15 protein-coding genes and 1 pseudogene are annotated in these 16,511 nt (G+C 47.7%); 8 read left to right on the top strand and 8 right to left on the bottom strand.

Annotation, left to right across the window (positions count from 1 at the left end):
• Window positions 1-159 precede the first annotated feature (159 nt).
• A complete protein-coding gene (locus tag ACLHG7_RS05300) occupies window positions 160-846 on the top strand; it encodes an MgtC/SapB family protein (protein WP_410209994.1) in 687 nt (228 codons plus the stop codon).
• Between the two features lie 34 nt (window positions 847-880).
• Here ACLHG7_RS05300 and ACLHG7_RS05295 read toward each other — a convergent pair whose 3' ends face one another.
• Entirely contained in the window at window positions 881-1,207 is a 327-nt protein-coding gene (locus ACLHG7_RS05295) for a winged helix-turn-helix transcriptional regulator (protein ID WP_410209993.1), read from the bottom strand.
• 143 nt (window positions 1,208-1,350) lie between these two features.
• Here ACLHG7_RS05295 and ACLHG7_RS05290 point away from each other — a divergent pair, with 143 nt between their 5' ends.
• On the top strand, window positions 1,351-2,100 hold the full coding sequence (locus ACLHG7_RS05290) for an SDR family oxidoreductase (RefSeq protein WP_410209992.1): 750 nt from the start codon (window positions 1,351-1,353) through the stop codon (window positions 2,098-2,100).
• 25 nt (window positions 2,101-2,125) lie between these two features.
• Here the strand turns inward: ACLHG7_RS05290 and ACLHG7_RS05285 are convergent, their stop codons facing one another.
• A complete protein-coding gene (locus ACLHG7_RS05285) occupies window positions 2,126-3,718 on the bottom strand; it encodes a phytoene desaturase family protein (RefSeq protein ID WP_410209991.1) in 1,593 nt (530 codons plus the stop codon).
• A 184-nt stretch (window positions 3,719-3,902) separates the two neighbouring features.
• Between ACLHG7_RS05285 and ACLHG7_RS05280 the strand changes: the two genes are divergently transcribed.
• Both ACLHG7_RS05280 and ACLHG7_RS05275 read left to right on the top strand, forming a co-directional pair.
• Window positions 3,903-4,436 (top strand): PadR family transcriptional regulator, encoded by a 534-nt coding sequence (locus ACLHG7_RS05280; RefSeq protein WP_410209990.1) that lies wholly within the window; start codon window positions 3,903-3,905, stop codon window positions 4,434-4,436.
• 482 nt (window positions 4,437-4,918) lie between these two features.
• Window positions 4,919-5,629 carry a hypothetical protein gene (locus ACLHG7_RS05275; protein WP_410209989.1) on the top strand — a complete coding sequence of 237 codons (711 nt, stop codon included), beginning with the start codon at window positions 4,919-4,921 and terminating at the stop codon, window positions 5,627-5,629.
• Window positions 5,630-5,852: 223 nt separating this feature from the next.
• Here ACLHG7_RS05275 and ACLHG7_RS05270 read toward each other — a convergent pair whose 3' ends face one another.
• The 5 genes from ACLHG7_RS05270 to ACLHG7_RS05250 all read right to left on the bottom strand — a co-directional run bounded on the left by ACLHG7_RS05270 (window position 5,853) and on the right by ACLHG7_RS05250 (window position 10,423).
• Window positions 5,853-6,878, bottom strand: a complete 1,026-nt coding sequence (locus ACLHG7_RS05270) for a 2-dehydropantoate 2-reductase (protein WP_410209988.1) — start codon at window positions 6,876-6,878, stop codon at window positions 5,853-5,855.
• A gap of 91 nt (window positions 6,879-6,969) precedes the next feature.
• Window positions 6,970-7,611: an alpha/beta hydrolase gene (locus tag ACLHG7_RS05265; protein ID WP_410209987.1), complete on the bottom strand. Its 642-nt coding sequence runs from the start codon at window positions 7,609-7,611 to the stop codon at window positions 6,970-6,972.
• 113 nt (window positions 7,612-7,724) lie between these two features.
• Complete coding sequence (locus ACLHG7_RS05260) at window positions 7,725-8,045, bottom strand: Mpo1-like protein (protein WP_114900202.1); 321 nt, start codon at window positions 8,043-8,045, stop codon at window positions 7,725-7,727.
• Window positions 8,046-8,202: 157 nt separating this feature from the next.
• A complete protein-coding gene (locus ACLHG7_RS05255) occupies window positions 8,203-8,919 on the bottom strand; it encodes a Crp/Fnr family transcriptional regulator (RefSeq protein WP_410209986.1) in 717 nt (238 codons plus the stop codon).
• Window positions 8,920-9,049: 130 nt separating this feature from the next.
• Window positions 9,050-10,423 carry an MATE family efflux transporter gene (locus ACLHG7_RS05250; protein WP_410209985.1) on the bottom strand — a complete coding sequence of 458 codons (1,374 nt, stop codon included), beginning with the start codon at window positions 10,421-10,423 and terminating at the stop codon, window positions 9,050-9,052.
• A 229-nt stretch (window positions 10,424-10,652) separates the two neighbouring features.
• On the opposite strand from ACLHG7_RS05250, the gene ACLHG7_RS05245 reads away from it, so the two are divergent.
• The 3 genes and pseudogenes from ACLHG7_RS05245 (at window position 10,653) to ACLHG7_RS05235 (ending at window position 14,770) form a co-directional block, all read left to right on the top strand.
• Window positions 10,653-11,534, top strand: coding sequence for an alpha/beta fold hydrolase (locus ACLHG7_RS05245; RefSeq protein ID WP_410209984.1), 882 nt, complete (start codon window positions 10,653-10,655; stop codon window positions 11,532-11,534).
• Between the two features lie 129 nt (window positions 11,535-11,663).
• Window positions 11,664-11,894 (top strand): annotated as a pseudogene (locus ACLHG7_RS05240) (UTRA domain-containing protein); the annotation flags it as partial.
• A gap of 365 nt (window positions 11,895-12,259) precedes the next feature.
• A complete protein-coding gene (locus ACLHG7_RS05235; protein ID WP_410209983.1) occupies window positions 12,260-14,770 on the top strand; it encodes a glycosyltransferase in 2,511 nt (836 codons plus the stop codon).
• Between the two features lie 134 nt (window positions 14,771-14,904).
• On the opposite strand, the gene ACLHG7_RS05230 is transcribed toward ACLHG7_RS05235, so the two are convergent.
• On the bottom strand, window positions 14,905-15,804 hold the full coding sequence (locus tag ACLHG7_RS05230; protein ID WP_410209982.1) for a Hint domain-containing protein: 900 nt from the start codon (window positions 15,802-15,804) through the stop codon (window positions 14,905-14,907).
• Window positions 15,805-16,308: 504 nt separating this feature from the next.
• On the opposite strand from ACLHG7_RS05230, the gene ACLHG7_RS05225 reads away from it, so the two are divergent.
• Window positions 16,309-16,491: a hypothetical protein gene (locus ACLHG7_RS05225; protein WP_410209981.1), complete on the top strand. Its 183-nt coding sequence runs from the start codon at window positions 16,309-16,311 to the stop codon at window positions 16,489-16,491.
• The last annotated feature ends 20 nt before the right edge of the window (window positions 16,492-16,511 follow it).

Genomic DNA, 16,511 nt, shown 5'->3' with positions numbered 1-16,511 from the left:
TCAAACACATGGCATCACATCGCAGTTTTGCAATTGCACACACCACAACAGCCCCTTCTGACACATTTTCTCAATAGGTTATCTCACATGCTTATTTGTCAGGTCAGACTCATGACGTTACATTGAAAATGCTCATTATTCAGTTAAAGAGGATCTTTTATGCTTAGTCAGACTGAACTCATTTGTCGCCTGCTCCTTGCGGCAGTCCTCGGCAGTTTGATCGGTTTTGAACGCGAACGCATGTCATGGGCGGCAGGTCTGCGCACCCATATGCTGGTCAGCGTCGGATCAGCACTGATCATGATTGTTTCGTCCTTTGGCTTTGCCGATATTCTGGATAATCCACACGTGATCCTCGATCCGTCACGGGTTGCGGCTCAAGTAGTTTCAGGGATCGGGTTTCTGGGTGCCGGCTCTATCCTGCTGCGTGGAGAAGTGATTCGGGGACTGACCACGGCTGCCAGCTTATGGTCGGTTGCAGCGGTGGGACTCGCCATTGGTGGTGGGCTCTATGTCGCTGCGATCAGTGCCACCGTGATCATCCTGTTTATTCTGGCGGGTCTCAAACCCTTAGAAAAATGGTACTTCGAGTCCAGACAACGCCACAAACTGCATCTGATCGTCGATGAAGGCAGCATGACGATTCATGCGCTGGAATTGGCTTTGGGGCTTGGTAGCTCGCGGATCAAAAAGTTCGTCGTCCGTCAGGGCGAAAACGAACCTGACACCGATGAGGTCTTGATTTCGTTTGCACGCATCTCAGCGCGAGAGTTCTCCAGTGTGCGCCTGCAAATCGAGCGCATCAAAGGCGTACGGCGTATTGAAGACAATACGGCACATGATTAAATGGGCGTAGTGACCACCCTACACATCCCAATGTTTAAGCCAAATCCCCTTCATGTACCTGCATCCACTCAGCCAGTGCGGCAAGAGGCTCGCGTAGCGTTTTACCCAAGCGGGTGACTTCGTATTCGACCCGCGGTGGCACTTCGGCATAGATGGTTCTTGTCACCAGTCCTTTTTGCTCAAAACCACGCAATTGTCGCGTCAGCTCTTTTTGGGTGATGGGTGCAATTGCGCGTTGTAATTCATTAAATCGAATCGGTGCATCGATCAGGATCAACCGATAGAGAATCGGAATCGCCCACTTGCCCGACACCAGGTCCACAAACTGCACCATCGGACAGCGCGGCAGTGGTTCTGACATGAGCACTTTTTTTGTTTCCGCGGAATTGAGTGATGACACCATTAGGCTCTGCCTTGTCTATTAGTATCTATATGGTACCTACTATACTTCAGAAACTAAAAGAATAACAATGGGTTTGATCACAGTCAAAAAGCGAGATGACCATGTCACGATTAAAAGACAAATACGCACTCATTACTGGGGCAACCAGTGGAATCGGTTTAGAAACTGCACGTCAATTTTTGGCAGAAGGTGCAAAAGTTGCCATCACTGGCAGAAACGCTGAGGCACTCCAAGAAGCAGGAGGTTTACTGGGCAATGAAGCCATCCTGATCCAAAGCGATGCGGGGAAACTTGACGATCAACGTGCCTTGGCAGAACGGCTTGGACACGTCTGGCCGCGTTTGGATATCGCCTTTTTAAATGCAGGTGATGTCACACATCGTCCTCTTGAGGATTGGGATGAACAGACCTATGACAACCTGATGGCGACCAACTTAAAAGGGCCATTCTTCCTACTGCAAGTGCTGTTGCCCTTATTGGCCAATCCTGCTTCCGTTATCCTCTGTGGCTCAGTCAGTGCACGCATCGGTTTACCACAAAGCAGCGCCTACGCCGCCAGTAAAGCAGGCTTGCTCTCACTGGCGAGAACGCTATCCGGCGAATGGATTCAGCGCGGTATACGCGTCAATGGCCTAAGCCCCGGCCCCACCACGACGCCAGCACTGCAAAAACTAGGACTAAAAGATGAGGAACTGGATGCACTGGCAGCAGAAATTCGACAGTTGGTACCGATCGGACGCATGGGCACGTCGCTGGAACTGGCCAAGGCTGCAGTGTTTCTGGCCTCGGACGAATCCAGCTTTGTCGTGGGTACCGAACTGTTGGTCGATGGCGGTGTGGGGAACTTATAGCACCCCAACATCGGCAGCGAATAGATTATTTCAATAGCTTCAGTACTTTGTGGGCACTTAAACCCTGCATCACCACCGTGGTCAACAAGCCGCTCATCAGCGCTCCTGTGACCCCAGCAGTCAGGATGTCCTGACCCGTTAGATACAATCCTTTGATCGGCGTTTGTGGGCGTAGCCAGTCTTGCTTAAAGCGATCGACGGTGTGATCCAGCCCGTAAATCTCGCCATAGGTATTGTTCTGAAACCAGATCGTCGAGAGCGGTGTGGACAGCTCACTATAGTCGAGCTTGCCGCGCAATTGAGGTACATGATGATAGAGCGCATCCAAAATCCGCTCACTGAGCTGCGCCTTAACCGCTTCATAGTCCTCACCGCGCTGATTCCACGTCGTGCCCGCCCATTGGTCAAATGACATCGAAGAAGGTACGACGACCTCTACCGTCGATTTACCCAAATAGTGCTGATCCCATTCCGGGTCTTTGGCCGAAGGGAATGAAATATACAATACGGGAAATTCGCTGTCAGAATCCGCTTCATGACGCGTGATATTGCCGCCATGATCGGCTGAAGGATAAACCCAGAGATTGGTTTTCGGCAGATTGAGCTCTTCCGCTGTGCCTTTGAATCCGGCAAACAGGTTGAGATAGCCTTTTGAAGGGGCGACTTTGTTAAGCTTCTGAGCAAAGCCATACTGCTGCTGGATGCTGGGAGATAATAACTTTTCAAAGGTGAGGCGCACATCGCAAGCACTGACCACTTTATCCGCATGCAGCACATCGCCATTGTCCAGACGTACGCCAACCGCGCGTTTATTCTCGATCAGGATTTCTGCCACGCGCGCATAGGTAAACACCTCGCCGCCACTGGCACGAATCACCGGAATGATGGTATCGGCAATCTTCCATGCCCCGCCCACCGGAAAATTGCCCCCACCAAAGAAATGCTTGACCAGCATGGCATGCATAAAGAACGGCGACTCTTGCGGCGGCGTGCCATAGTCACCCCATTGTGCAGCAAGCACACCGATCAACTCTGGGTTGCTGGTCAACTCCTCTAGCACCGTCTGCGTTTGCATCATCGCTTCACGTGGCAAGATCCGGGACTTAAAGCGGGTATAGATGTGGCTTAAAAGCTTTGGAATGGCTTTATCCATAAACACCAGCGGCGACGCCTTGGCGACTTTATCGACAAGCGCGACATAGGCATCGATCGCCTGAGCGTCGTCTGGAAAATGCTTTTTTAGGTTCGCTTTGAAATTATCCCGCCCGCGCACCAGATCATAGGACTTGTCGCCAATGATCACCCGATCATAGACATCATCCATCGGTGCCCACTTCAACTGTTGATCAGAGATCACATCAAACAGTTTACGAATCGGCGAATGGGGCTTATGCACCTCGCCGATGTAATGCACGCCCACATCCCACTCATAGCCATTGTTTTCGTATGAGTGGGTGAGGCCCCCTGCGGTGTAGTGCTGCTCTAGCACACAGACTTTCTGACCCACTTTACTTAACAGCGCCGCGGTGGTCAGACCAGACATCCCAGAACCAACCACAATCACATCATAATGCTCGGCCGCACGACCCGTGCGATAACGCTTACCTGTCCGTTTCATTTTCAAAAATTCCATATGCAAATATTTGCATATAAATGTACATTAAGTAAACACCATATGCAATATCTTGCATATATATTTACGAGTCTCTAGACTTTCACTTTTAGAATCACCATGATGAGGTCGTCATCAAGACGAATGTGGAATCATCCAACCTTTAAGAGTCGTTTTATGGGATGTAGGCATGTCGCTTAAATACGCTATTCTGGTGTTGCTACGCTCAGAACCCGGATCGGGCTATGACCTCGCTCAACGTTTTAAACTGACGCTCGGCAATTTCTGGAATGCAAGTCATCAGCAGATTTATCTGGAACTGAAAAAACTCAGCGAAGAAGGATTGCTCGAATATACCGTGGAACATCAAACCGATAAGCCCGACCGCAAGGTCTACTCCATCACATCGCTGGGTATCAGCGCACTACAAGGATGGATGCGTATCCCAGTCAGTCCCCCACGCATCAATGATGCTTTCTTGGTCAAGCTCTACGGCGCCCAGCCGCAAGATTTGGAAATCATCCGCGCAGAGCTTGCGCAGCATCGCATTATTCATCGCCAGCAACTCGAGAAGTTTCAAGCATTAGAACAGTTTTTTATCCAAGCCGATGTCGCCAGTCGCCGCGAATTTCAAATGCCTTACTTGACCTTAAGGCGTGGAATCAAAAGTGAAGAAGCATGGCTTAGCTGGGCAGACGAGGTCGAAAGTACCTTATTTCAATGACATCACAGCGGTATTCATCTGCATAGCGTAATGCCGTGATCGATCATGTCTCAAATGCACTGATTACATTTGCACACGAGATATCCCGTGTGCAAACGCTATAATAGACTGACCACTCGGTCAATAAAATGCCTGTAAGTGCTCGATTAAAAAATAGCATCTACACTGACATTTGCGCCACAAGGATCTGTTTTAAGGTCAATGATTCGTTATGGAAACTCAATTAGACTCGACCAATAATCAGCGCTTCTTCGACAAGCAAAGACGTCAGTCGCCCGTACGGCAAGTCTCTACTCACGAATATCTCAGCGCGATGTCTAAATCTACACGTCTCAAGGAAGGGATAGGGTCTGGAACAACATATCGAATGATGAGGCACCCATAGATAGACATGTGACGTCCAAAGACTCCACATAGAAATCGCCGCTATCGTTATCTAGACTACAAAAGAGATGAACACTTCGCTTTAGGATAATATAAAAATGCAGACCCGTTTGATAAAAGCCAGTAGCATCCAGCCACCTTACTTTGCCAACACTGTGCGCGACTATATTCCTATTGCTTTCGAAGGACTCTATCAGCGTACCCGAACAGAAGTGACTGATGCTGACAAAAAATTGGGGCTGGAACTGCTCATTGAAGCCAACTGCGATCTGATCGACTCAGGTCTGGTCACCTTACTCGATGAATTGGCAAGCATGAATCCTTCGCTTAAATTCGAAGATACGCAAGTCAAAGTGGAAGATGTAAAAGCCAAAGCTCGCCACTATATCCAGTGGGTCGGCAACTTTATCTCCAATGATCGTCTCCCTCCCATCATTGCCCATTATCACACCATGATGCACCAGTTAGAACTGAGTGGTGATAGCAAACCCTATCTGGCCTTTAATATCACACCCGAGTTTGCTGTGGATTTACAGCGGGTGCTCGGCTCACTAGCCGATGGCAGCAATGATAACTTGGATGAAGTGATCGAGATGTTGGTGCGCGCTTTAGAGGAAACCATGAAGCCGCTGTTCATCACCCCGAAAGATCTGATGAAGTTTAACTATGTCGTTGATAAAACCTTAAATGGCGTTATTGCTCTCGTGATCTCCATTTACAAACGGATGCTGCGCAAGACCATTCCTAAGATTCCACGTGAGCTCTATCCACGCATTGCTGCGCATTTGAATACCTTTGTGGTGGTTTGATTTCTGACAACGTTATCATCTTCCCGTCAGGCTTAGGTCATCAAAGCAATGTCATAATTCGATCTAAGGAAAAGATGTCCTTCTTGCCCGCTTACTTCGAAAATCCCTCCTCGGCTTTAAGAGTATGTTTTTTGACCCACACGTCCCCAGTGTGGGTTCTTTTTAATCCCAGTCTATATATTCATATTCTCGATAAATAAAACTTCACATTTCACTCACTTGCCTACAGTCGATCCGTCCCCGGCCCTGCAATGAGAAGTTCCGCAAGCAACTCCGATCCTTTCCAACTCGGGCGAATCTCACTTCGTTCAGCGCGATGTACGAGCTCCATTAAACGCGCATTCACGGGTGCGTCTCGGCCTAGCTGTTTCGCCAACCGTACGACTTCACCATTGATCCAATCCACTTCCGTAAGCCGCCCTGCCGCAAGATCATCGGACATCGAAGAGCGGGCTTGTGGATCGATGGTCAGCATCTTGGCACCCAGCCGTGTAAACAGTATATCCGGCACATTCAATAAACGTGGAATCCAGTGTGCAGGAATCGGTGTCAGCTTGGCAGGCTGAATCTTCGCGGTGCGGAGCAACACCAACGCCTCACGCTGCGCCAGCGCCAGACAGCGGCGGTAATCTAACTGGGAGAGTTCGGTTTTCAACGGCAGATTAGCCAGTGCATTGATAGAATTATTCAGATTGAGTAACAGCTTGGCCCACTGGATCGGTAGCATGTCAAAGTGCTCAATCAGCGGTAGCCCTGCACGTTTAAAATCATCGAGGAAAGCATATAAGCCAGCATGCTCACGCACTTCAAGTTCGCCTTCGGAACCTTGATGAAAAGTATGCCCATCGTGCACAACATTAAAAGGCACCATGCCTTCCAGCACGGTGTGATGTGGCAGTGCCTGATGCAGCACCTCGGTATTGCCGAGGCCATTTTGAAAACTGATGACCAGCGCATTGGGTTTTAAGAGTTCGGCCAACTCAGCACCCGCAGCGGCTGTTGCCGCAGATTTCACCGTCACCAAAACCAGATCCGCACTAGCTGCCACTGCCGCATCGGTAGAGAAGCGAATGATGCTCGGTTCGAGATGCCATCGTTGATCACGATAATTGGACAATGACAGGCCATGCTGGCACAGTTGCTCAGCAATACGGGCACGCCCAATCAAGCAGACATCACTGCCCGCTGCCTGCAACCGCCCACCAATATAACACCCGATTGCGCCCGCACCATAGATGCAAATTTTCATGATTATTCCCTAATCACCCGCAGAATATTGCCATTTAAAATTATCATTAAATATAAGACAAGCCGCCCTGATTTCGAAGTCTACTCCGACTTTAGCCTGCTTGTGTATCAAGTTGTGAGAGTTCAGCCAGCAGTCGATCCAGAAACAAACTCTGCACTTCAGGCAGCACACGCTTGGCAGGATAGCAGCGCACAATCGCAAAGTGATCCACGCCCGCTTCCAGCGGATAGCGAATGTTTTCCAGATGCGTTTTTGCGGATTCGGCATGCGCCAGATTGTCATCGACCTGCCGATCAGTGCCGAGCACATCACGTGCGGCAAAGTAGTTCAAATAGCGCTTTACACTGGCGGGGATCTTGCGCACATCAAAACCCCACTGCGCAGGAAACCAGCGGCCCAAGCCTCCCGCAGCAAGGGAGATCACCAAATCACTGGCGTAACCAAGCTCGCCCAGCTTACGCGCAACTTTGACCACCTGAATCCCGCCTTGACTATAACCAATCAGTACGATCGGGCGACCTGCTTTGGCAGCGACCGCCAGATCTTTAGCGATCCGTGCATGATAACGATGATTACTATAGAGCGTGGTATCAGGATAACCATTGGCACGCAAAAAACTGAGCAAATGGCGCTCCATATGCTTTCCTGCGGCCAAGCCATGGATCAGCGCAATACATGGACCGCGATATCCAGCGGGGACCGTAGGACGCCATGCAATCGGTGGTCTAACCATATTAAGTCTCTTTAATCTTCAATTCAGGGTTTAAAGAAAAGCCGAGCCTTTCGTTGAAAGTGACTCGGCTTAACTGGTCGCGTTATCGATCCGTCGCTGGGACGAACGCATGATTAGGCAGGGGTCTTGGTTTCCACAACCTTCAAACCTTGCTTCTGCGCCCACCACAGTGCACCGACTAACAACTGACGGCGATCTTCGGTGAAAGAAGGTTTTTTGCCCTCAAAATAATGACCGACAAACTGAAAGCCCCAACCCACGGTAAACAGCGGCACCGCTATCGGTAAACCAATGACCGTTGCGCCAATGGGCAGTGAGGCCAAAATCAGGGGGATACCAATGCTGTGACAGCGCTGGTTGCGAGGGTCTTGATGGTCTGCTTTGTATTGTTGCATCAGGTTGGACCATTCTGCATTGAGTTTAATGGCTGGCATGATGTGATACTCCTTGTGAATATGCTGGCTTTTTTATTCATCCATGGGCAGACGCTTCGAGGATGCCCATAGATACGTTATTCGCGTAGCGATTTGTTCTTGTGATTATTTTAAATCAATTGCAGGCTATGCTTTGTCAAATAGCCGACAATTACCCCTATTTGTTGATTAGCGGTGGATCGGCAAAAGTCCGTAGTCCCTCAATATCCAAAATTTCAATCGCACCGTAAACTAATTTAATGAAGCCCTGCCGCTCCAAGTCTTTCAGTAATTGGTTGGTGGTCTGGCGTGTGAGGTATAGCATCATCGCCAATTGTTCCTGTGGAATCGGAATGATACGACGACTACGATCAGCACGGTTGCTGGCATTTTCTGCAAAAAATACCAGTCGATTTGCTAAACGCTGCCCGCTGGTACGCAGTGCCAGATCTTCGGCTTGATTCAACAGTAAGCGAATTTTATCGGTGAGCAACTGCCCGAAGTTCTGCCAATAATGCGGCTCTTTTGCCAAAAGCTGATCCAGCAGTTCACCACGAATATGAATCAACACGGTCTCCCCGAGGGCGACTGCATTATGAGTGCGGTTCATGCGATCAAATAGCGTGATCTCGCCAAACCAATGTGGCGACTCCATCAGAGTAAGCAGCGCCTCTTTGCCATCGGCTCGCTGGCGACTAATACTGATGCAGCCCGAGATCACCGCATATAACCCATGCGCCGCATCATTCTGCTCAAATAAGACTTGCCCCGCATGCAGATGTACCACGGTTGCGGTATCCAGCAACCAAGTTTGCAGTGACTCGGGTAACTGTGCAAACCACTGCCCCGTTCGCAAGAGCCCTTCATAACGAGTAACGGTATCGTGAAGATTCATGAGGGCAACTCGATAACACGCAAGGTAACACCCCAGATCAATGAAGGATTGCCGCGAGTATATGCCAGCCTGCGCCCTCATGGCGACTACCTGCATGACTACGCATACAGGCGCTACATCTGGGCATGCTTTAAATCAAGCGTGCAATCTGTTTATGTCGCCAGACCAGTCGGTAGTAGAGGGCGTTTAAGCTGAAAATCGCCACAAAGGTCAACGCATAGGCGTACCAGATCCCCTCAATGCCAATTCGCGCGTTCAAGACATAGGCAACCGGTAGCTCGATACACAGGATAGCAAACACACCCAACGCAGTCGGCGGTAACACTGTGCCACTGGCGCGCATGGTTCCAGTCAAGACCGTCGCCAGACCCAGCACAATCACACTCCATGCCACGATATGCAGTAAAGTCAGCGCCATCTGGATCACTGCAACATCCGTGATAAACAAGCCGATGATGGTCGGAGCCAGCAGATAAACCAGCGCGACAAAAAAGCCCGTGATGACCACATTCAATCCCAGACCGGTACGTACGATGGCACCCAGTCGATGACCATTCCCCGCACCGATGGCATGGGATGCCAGAATCGATGCCGAAATTCCCAGCGACATGGCTGGCAATTGAATCCAGCTCATCACTTGGTTCACTGCACCATACGCCGCCGTTGCCTCTGAGCCATGCCGATTTACCAAGCCCAACAGCACAACTTCCGCCACAGCCATGGTCAGCATCTGAAAGCAGGAAGGCAGCCCAATGCTCAAGATTTTGCGCGCAATCACCCCATCCACCCGCACACAGTTCAATAGCGCTTCATTGAAGGCTAGTGGATGTCCCTTGCGATGCCAGTGCCACATCATCCATGCAATCCCAATCACCGAAGCGATCAGGGTGGATGCCGCTGCGCTGATCACGCCTAAATGAGGCAATCCCCACCAGCCGCGAATGAATGCAGGGGTTAGCACCAATGAAATCAAGGTTGTCAGGACCAGTGCCCACAGTGGTGTCACGGCATCCCCCACTCCGCGACTCATGGAGGTCATGAGCCACAGCAAAAAGATAACAGGCATGCCCAAGAGCATCAAATGCGCATAGCGCGTGGCATCAACCAGAATATTGGCAGGCGTACCCAGTAGTTGCATCAGATTCGGCGCAAAAGCACTGCCCACCATACTGATGGCAAAACCCAGACTTAACATCAGGCACAGCGCCGTGCCAGCGACTGCACGGACTTTTTCCAGATCCTTGGCACCCCAAGCCTGACCGATGAGTACGGTCGTACCCGAGCCCAAACCAATAATGATCGCAAATAAGAAAAAGAAGATCGGAAAAAATGTCGAGACTGCAGCCAACGCATTGACCCCAATCATCTGTCCCAGATAAATACTGTCTATGGTTCCGGCACTGGCCTGTAAGACATTGGTCAGCATCATGGGAATTAAAATCACGAGATAGGTGCGCCACAGAGGCTTGGGTGCAGACGGTGCAGCAGATGTAAGGGAGGTCATACACGTTTCCTAAGACAAAAATTTTACGGCGCCTTGCAAGCATAGCGCATACAAGAATACAGTGAGTAGAATAATATTACCCGTATAAAATTATATCGTCAATATTACCCGGGTAATATTTAACAAATAAAAATCTAATCCCATGTCCACAGGACTGTCTCATCGATTCGACTAATACGATGGCGTATGGTATGAATGCTACATTATGGGATGGGTTAAAGGATTAGCGATGACTCGCATTGCACTTACCGACTGGAAGGCCGCAGGACAGTTTTTCACCCACCGCGGCTATCGTATTTTCTCACGCGTTGAAGGCTCGGTCTCTGCCCCCGTGTTGCTGCTGATTCATGGGTTCCCTACTGCATCTTGGGACTGGGAGGCAATCTGGCCAGCATTGACCCGCCATTATCGCGTGATGACGCTGGATATGATTGGTTTTGGATTTTCGGATAAACCAACGGACTATCCGTATAGCATCATGGATCAAGCCGATATTTTTGAGCGTTTACTGGCTGAGCATGGCGTGCAGACCTATCACCTGCTCGCTCATGATTATGGTGACACGGTCGCGCAAGAGCTACTTGCACGGCACAATGCACAAGAACAACCGCGCCCACAATTGAATAGTGTGTGTTTCTTGAACGGTGGCTTATTTCCAGAAAGCCATCGCCCCTTGTTGATTCAAAAATTACTGCGCTCCCCCATCGGTCCGATCATTGCTCGTCTCAACAGCCGCAACAAACTTGCCAGCAACATGCAACGCGTGTTTGGTCAAAACACGCAGCCTGATGCCGAACTCATTGACAGCTTTTGGCAACTGATCACAACAAACAAAGGCGCGCGCTTACTGCCTAAGCTCTTGCACTATATCCCCGAACGCCGTCAGCATCGTGCCCGCTGGGTCGGTGCCATTCAGCAAGCGGCTATTCCCGTCAAAGTAATCGATGGTATCGCAGACCCTGTGTCTGGTGGACATATGGTTGAGCGCTACCAAGCCCTGATTCCGAAACCGAATGTCACGGCACTGCAAAACATCGGTCACTATCCGCAGGTCGAAGACCCTCAAGGGGTGTTGGATGCCTATTTGACGTTTCGCGCGACCATAGCCTAATTCTGCGCGAGGCCCTCAAAGGTAATAAACTGTGCCGATGTCCACACCTTACTATCATCGCGCTGCCGACCAAACAGATAGACGGGGCGGAAGCCGAAAAAGGCATTCTGTGCCGCAAGCCACCCTTCTTATGATCTGTTTGAATCCTTGCTCGGCTGGCATATCCAGCGCGCAGACATGGCAATCAGTGCCACGGCTGCGACTTTCGATATCGCCGAACATCTGGGTATCCGCAAACAAGCGCCACTTTTGGTGATGAAACGCACGTCATGGCTGGATGATGGACGTGCCTGTGAGTCCACAGTGTTTTATATCCGCCCAGAACGTTATGAATTTCTGGTCAGCAGCAGTGCCTTTTGATCAGAAAAAGACAGTTAACCTTCCTCATTAAACTGGCTAAACGTATGACCAAAAATGTCGAACTGAAAGCCGCCCCATTGGATAAAAAACTTCATAAACACAAAAAAATGCAGCGACCAATACATCTTGAACGGTAATCACTTTGGCAAGTTATGACTACTATTGGCTAAAAAAAACAAGTACAGGGATATTAAATAGATATTGAGGAATTCTGTTTTTACAGCGCCTGCATTCATCGCTGAGTTATGTAAATCCTGATGTGCTGTACATTTTAGAGGAATAAGAGCAGCGTATTAATTAATAATTAGCATCACCTATTAAATTAATTTTTATAAATATTTCTCCTCCAAATTTGGTTCCTACTCATGGTAAAAGAAATAGCATCGTCATATAAACAGAAAAAACTATTTGTCGATGTTTCTGAGATAATAAAAAGTGATGCCCGTACCGGCATACAGCGCGTGGTCAGGAGCCTTGTAAGAGCATTATTCGCCAATCCACCTACGGGTTACCAGATCGTTCTGATCTATACCTCTGATCAGTGGCAAGGCTACAAGATTGCCTCTGCTTATATGCTAAGCTTTTCTAACTGTTCAGGAACAACTACCAAAGACAGTTTTATAAAGGTCAATGAAGGAGATGTCTTTTTAGGACTGGATTTATATTTTGATGTCATCCATCAGCACGCTTTCTTTGCAAGACTTCGTCAGCGCGGCGTTCGTATCTATTTCCTGCTGCACGATCTACTCCCCATTCATATGCCTCACATGTTTGGTGCAGGGATGCAGAACACTTTCAGCATTTGGTTAAATTTTATCTCGCAAATGGATGGTGTCATTTGTGTGAGCCAGACGGTTGCGGATGAATATTTAAGATGGCTGCATGCTCATCAGCCCAAGCGCTTCTCATATCCCTTGAATATTGGTTGGTCGCATAATGGTGCCGATCTAGAAAGCTCCATGCCAACAAAAGGGCTGCCCGACAATATTGCAGAATTACTGGAAAAAATGAAAACCAGACCCACTTTCTTGACAGTGGGTACCATAGAACCGAGAAAAGGCGTAATGCAAATATTTCAGGCATTTGAGCTGTTGTGGAAATTAGGGCTAGACGTAAATTTCGTGTTGGTTGGTAAACAAGGGTGGAACGTTGAATCTTTGGTGAAGATACTCAGAGAAGCAGAGCACATAAAAAACTTTGTGTGGTTGGAAAGTATTAGTGATGAGTGTTTAGATATGGTATACGACCATACAACGTGTCTCATCGCAGCTTCTTTGGGAGAAGGATTTGGATTACCGCTCATTGAGGCCGCTAAGCATAAAATTCCAATCATTGCTAAAAGCTTACCCATTTTTAAGGAGGTTGCGGGAGAACATGCGTATTACTTTTCGGGCAACACTCCTGATGCTTTAGCAAGTTGTATCCATGACTGGCTGGAATTAGAAAACCCTCCACAGTCAGAACATATTCCATGGATCAGTTGGAAAAAGAGCACTAATAATCTTAAAAAAATTATATTTGAAGATCATTGGTACAAGACTTGGAGCCCATACAACGTCTTGAGTAACAAAATCAGCGATCATCTTTCCTGCACGGCAAAAGACCAAAGAATAGATCGTTCTATCGAATCTGCTAACGTGTTTGAGGGTGTCATGAAAAAAATCGGTATTGTTATCGTTGTCAATCATATCAACCCAGTGGATCTGTTTCATTCTATACAGCATGCAGACCACCAGATCACATGGTATCTGTATCATCCTGACAAGAATCAATACCATGACGATATGACCGATGTGCCCCATAATCAGACGACAATCCATAATGAGTTGGTTAATGGAAACCCCATAAGCGGCTGGAATGAGGGCATCCACGCATCCTTTCTGGATGAGAATGATATGACACTAGTGATCGATGAAGACGTTCGATTCACACTAGAGGGTTTGCTTCGATTTATTGACTTCGTGAGTAAAAGCGACTCGCTGCAGATTGCATTTCTGGTGGGTGATAAACTGGAAGATGGAAAGCGGATCGTCAAAAGTCTAGATTTTTCCTGTTTTGCGATCAAGCGTGCCGTGGTTGAACAATTAGGTTATTTCGATGAGAACTTTGCCTCACTGCATTATGCAGCTATCGACTATACAACCCGTATTCAAAAATCAGCATTGGTTTCTACCTGCATCATGGATGACGGTATTGCGGCAAGACAACACCATCCAGTAGAACCTATCCATCAGAAGCACCAAGAAAAGATCAGACAAGCAGAGAGAACAAACCAAGCCTACTATTATAAGAAATGGGGCCTTGGGCCTGTTGAATCCGATAAAGTCTTTCAGACTCCTTTCAATAGTACGGATTATGGCGCCCACATCACATGGGATTCCCGCAAGAATATCTATGGCGGCATAAACCGTTGGATTCCTCACAAGGCAAAGTTTTTCTTTGGTGGAGATTTCAAATCGTTAGTCGGCGTAAAAGAGCTGGGCTTTGCGGGTCTACATTATGTGAGAAGTGGGCGTAAAGCAGGATTTCTCGCCTTTGGACCTTATATCCCCATAAAACATGGCAGATATGAAGTTTCTATTTATGGCATGTGGCCAGATATGTCTGCTGATCTGGCTTGGGTAGATATTGCTTATGATAAAGGTAGAAAAATTGTCTTTAAAGAGAAACTGAATGAGATTGTTGTGCAAAAAAATAGAGTAGCACGCTTTCAGTTTCTTTTAGAAGAAGACTGCGATAACTTAGAGATCAGATTATATGTCGATAACAAGGCGTATATGTTGTTAGCATTTGTTGAGTTGATTGAAATAAAACCGAAAAAAACGAAAGCAATCAAGGTTGAGAAACCAGAAAATCAGCCTGTCGTTAATGCATAACGTAATTTCTCAGTGCGTGAGATGTTTATCCTGATTTAAAAAAATCACCTCAGAAAAGGTGATTTTTTTATTGCCCATTTAATCGCTATTCATATGACAGGATGAGTCGCCATATGAATAGCTTGTTCAATGTGTTAACTGGCAAGACGTACGTCTGTCTCATTGTCGATCATCAGATTGAGGTGCTTGATCCAGTCTTGTGCACCGACCTGACTCTGAAGCTGGGCTTTGACTTGCTCCAGCATCGGACCAGACTCAATGACAGGATGGCAATGATGGCCGGGGATTGCGTTTTCCCAATCCAGATTCAGAATGCCATGATGCTTGGCAAACTCGGAACGATTGCCACAATCCAGATAGCTTTCGGATGGCAGTCCGTTTGCAATCAGAACATCATGGCTTTCCAGTTCAACATGCCAATACGTCACTTCATCCATACTGACCTGTTTGACGGTGATATCATTGATGAGATTTTCAACAGGAATCAGCACCTCTTCATGTGAAGCCTTGATACATATCGAATGTCGAGGTGACAAGTATAGGTCGGCATAAGGAAGCCCTGTGCCAAATGCACCAGATGTAATGCAAACTGGACGGTTGATGTCAAATTTTGACATATGAGCAGTCGTATGACCGATCCACTGGATAGCACGCTTCTCACCGGAAGACGTGATTGCAATATCTCCAACTTGAAGTTGCTCGACAGGAACATCCCCTTTTAATGTGCGGATGAGTGATCCTGTCAGATAGCAAGAGATTAGCGCTACGCTGACATTATTTGTTTGTAGGACGGGGCCGATAGCTCCTCCTACACCGACAAGTAAATTGATTGAGGTTGAAAGAGTGCTTGCGAGTGTGGCTCCGACAAGTCCATTACCTGTCGCGATGGTTGCTGTTGCCGGAGAGCTGCCATTGACTGAGGTCAATTGCAGAGTAACGCTATTCGCACCGATGAGATTATTGGTCGCACTAAGTGAGACTAAAGAATAATCCACCCCCCCAATGGTGATGGTTGGAGCTGATACAGTTGCCATATGATTACCCCTGAAAATAATTTGAATTTAGGAATCTGGTAAATCCGCTTAACTGAGTAAGTGTTTTCACCTTTGGCTAATAGGAGTTATATATCTGTACAGATGGGTTCAACGCGATACTTCAACCAGATCGACTGGAGTATTGACTGAACCTAGCAACTTTAATTCCTTGTATCAATAGCCAAAATCATTTTGGCAAGTTATGATTACTATTGGCTAAAAAAAACAAGTATAAAGATATTAAATGCATCCTAGATAAATGTGAAAAAGTATTCTGGGGTAAATTTCAATGATTACATCTAACCAATCTGCCAGTATTTTCCTAAATCAAACCGCGAATCCGGCAAAGAAATCCTCAAAAAAGACACTTGTACAACAGGACTTATCGCATTGGCATTTTTTGTCTATGGACGGTTCTGTGTACCTAGCCTAGTGATCCGCCCTCTGAGTTCAAAACAGGGCTTTCAACCAATTCTTACTAAATGGCAAAAGGCAAGGATTGGCGTGACCTTACTGCCTGGGATGATGGCAGTCCTGATATTCGATTGGCTATTGGCACAACTTTTAACGTTGCCAATCCCCCATGAGTTTCTTATGCAAGACCATGTTTATCAGTTGGCTGCAAATGCGGATCCTGCGCTGTTGGTTGCCATGCTGTTGTATAATATGCATGAGCAGACTAACTAAGAAAAATTTAGTTGCTAGAG

The sequence above is a fragment of the Aquirhabdus sp. genome (genome assembly GCF_046462495.1).
Classification (GTDB): domain Bacteria; phylum Pseudomonadota; class Gammaproteobacteria; order Pseudomonadales; family Moraxellaceae; genus Aquirhabdus.
The sequence above is the reverse complement of the archived record's forward strand: the minus strand, read 5'-3'. Positions and strand labels throughout refer to the sequence as shown.

Coding starts and splice junctions, on each gene's coding strand:
- ACLHG7_RS05290 (WP_410209992.1), top strand. CDS start 1,351: ATGTCACGATTAAAAGACAAATACGCACTCATTACTGGGGCAACCAGT.
- ACLHG7_RS05245 (WP_410209984.1), top strand. CDS start 10,653: ATGACTCGCATTGCACTTACCGACTGGAAGGCCGCAGGACAGTTTTTC.
- ACLHG7_RS05260 (WP_114900202.1), bottom strand. CDS start 8,045: ATGCCAGCCATTAAACTCAATGCAGAATGGTCCAACCTGATGCAACAA.
- ACLHG7_RS05285 (WP_410209991.1), bottom strand. CDS start 3,718: ATGAAACGGACAGGTAAGCGTTATCGCACGGGTCGTGCGGCCGAGCAT.
- ACLHG7_RS05280 (WP_410209990.1), top strand. CDS start 3,903: ATGTCGCTTAAATACGCTATTCTGGTGTTGCTACGCTCAGAACCCGGA.
- ACLHG7_RS05275 (WP_410209989.1), top strand. CDS start 4,919: ATGCAGACCCGTTTGATAAAAGCCAGTAGCATCCAGCCACCTTACTTT.
- ACLHG7_RS05265 (WP_410209987.1), bottom strand. CDS start 7,611: ATGGTTAGACCACCGATTGCATGGCGTCCTACGGTCCCCGCTGGATAT.
- ACLHG7_RS05295 (WP_410209993.1), bottom strand. CDS start 1,207: ATGTCAGAACCACTGCCGCGCTGTCCGATGGTGCAGTTTGTGGACCTG.
- ACLHG7_RS05235 (WP_410209983.1), top strand. CDS start 12,260: ATGGTAAAAGAAATAGCATCGTCATATAAACAGAAAAAACTATTTGTC.
- ACLHG7_RS05270 (WP_410209988.1), bottom strand. CDS start 6,878: ATGAAAATTTGCATCTATGGTGCGGGCGCAATCGGGTGTTATATTGGT.
- ACLHG7_RS05250 (WP_410209985.1), bottom strand. CDS start 10,423: ATGACCTCCCTTACATCTGCTGCACCGTCTGCACCCAAGCCTCTGTGG.
- ACLHG7_RS05230 (WP_410209982.1), bottom strand. CDS start 15,804: ATGGCAACTGTATCAGCTCCAACCATCACCATTGGGGGGGTGGATTAT.
- ACLHG7_RS05300 (WP_410209994.1), top strand. CDS start 160: ATGCTTAGTCAGACTGAACTCATTTGTCGCCTGCTCCTTGCGGCAGTC.
- ACLHG7_RS05255 (WP_410209986.1), bottom strand. CDS start 8,919: ATGAATCTTCACGATACCGTTACTCGTTATGAAGGGCTCTTGCGAACG.